The organism is Vibrio sp. 1167, assembly GCF_033340375.1.
GTDB classification, from domain to species: Bacteria; Pseudomonadota; Gammaproteobacteria; order Enterobacterales; family Vibrionaceae; genus Vibrio; species Vibrio alginolyticus.
In genome coordinates this window covers 1-1,458 of the sequence record NZ_JAWOWK010000059.1, presented here as the reverse complement: position 1 = coordinate 1,458, position 1,458 = coordinate 1, and the positions used below count along the sequence as shown (strand labels likewise).

Genomic DNA, 1,458 nt, shown 5'->3' with positions numbered 1-1,458 from the left:
TCGCTTCCCGTAGTAAAATACACATCTAACGCTTTGCCGATTTGCGCAATTTCATGACAACGATCCACACTGCCAACACGGCTGTTGCCTTTGAGCGTGGTGTTATTGATTTCTATCGCTACATTGTGCTCTTTAGCGCACTTCAGCACTTGTTCAAAATCGAAGTCGAAGTTCGGGTTCCCCAAATGCCCTAACGCATCAACGCGACCGCTTTTGACGACATTTATCAGCGCTTCAGTGTGTGCTTCTTTATTGGCAGGTGGAAAAACGGGCTCGTGGAAACTGGCAATAACCCAATCCAAATTGCGATCGACGCTTGGCGGAATATCAATTTCACCTTCAATGTTAAGTATGTTGGATTCCACTCCGCGAACGATGGCAACACCTTCAAGAAAACGAGGCAGAATTTTTTGGTTGGAGAAAAACCAGTAGTGAGGCGCACCCGGCATCGACTCCGCATGGTCCGTCGTGCAAAACATGGTTAACCCGTTCTCTTTTGCCGACTTTGCGTTTTCAATCAACGTACTATACGCATGACCACTCGCGTAAGTATGCGTGTGGGTATCAACCTTAAATTCCATCATCCAGTCTCTTGAGTGCTCAAATTTGCGGGTATTGTATACCCTCGTGCGGTCAAGATGTAGCGAACACCAAAAATGCGGCGGTGAACGCTCTCTTACTCAGCCCAGAAATGGAAAAAGTGCGTCTCGATATTTAGTGCTATTGCGAGTCCGTTTCCTCACAAATACTTTTAATTAATGGCAACGCTTTTTCCCACCCATTGTTGAACATCGATACAAAGTCACTGTGAGTGTGAATGGTGATGTTGAGCAACAAGCGTTCGTCTTCTGTGTCGATCTGATAGATCTCACGAGATCCAATCCACTTGGCTGCAATATCGGCGTCCAACTGTTGCCTATTGTCGGGGTTAAAGATGGCAACATGATGAAACTCTAGCCGATGCAGTGGCTGCACAGAATCAATCACTGCGCGAGGGCCGCCCATATCCGGATCAAAAAAGGTGATGTCGCTGCCCTCTTCCCACTCCCCTTCGAATTGAGATTGAGGTGAAAATGCCTGCGCCCAACGCTTGTAAAGCTCAGCATCCGTCAGCACTCTCCATACGCGCTGCGGAGTCGCGGTTATTTCTACGTAATAGTTTAATGTAAGCATGTTTTCTCTCCCTGAACCTTCATTGACGCTAGTTTATTCTCAGGAAAAATCAAATTTGCTTGCGTTTTAAATGCTTATCTCAACTTACTTTTACGAGGCACTAAGATGTTCTCGTTTGTAACGCCTTGCTTTGATGATGCTTGACCAATACATCCCAGCACCCATTCAATACCGTCGCGAGTACAATTAAGCCCATGCCCGCGATTTGAGTGCGGCTCATTACATCAGCGAAAAAAAGTGATTGCCAAACGGCCGTAAACAACAAGTTGGTAAAAATCAGTGGTG

2 protein-coding genes and 1 pseudogene are annotated in these 1,458 nt (G+C 46.3%); all 3 read right to left on the bottom strand.

The genetic code is table 11. The features are described from left to right. Window positions 1-581: phosphatase (locus tag R7Z78_RS24335; protein WP_169643854.1), on the bottom strand; the 581-nt coding region annotated here is incomplete at its 3' end. 139 nt (window positions 582-720) lie between these two features. After that, window positions 721-1,173, bottom strand: a complete 453-nt coding sequence (locus R7Z78_RS24330) for an SRPBCC family protein (protein WP_169643852.1) — start codon at window positions 1,171-1,173, stop codon at window positions 721-723. 100 nt (window positions 1,174-1,273) lie between these two features. Further along, window positions 1,274-1,458, bottom strand: a pseudogene (locus R7Z78_RS24325) (EamA family transporter); the annotation flags it as partial.

Bases quoted from the DNA above. Each gene is read 5' to 3' on its own strand.
- R7Z78_RS24330 (WP_169643852.1), bottom strand. From the start codon at position 1,173: ATGCTTACATTAAACTATTACGTAGAAATAACCGCGACTCCGCAGCGC.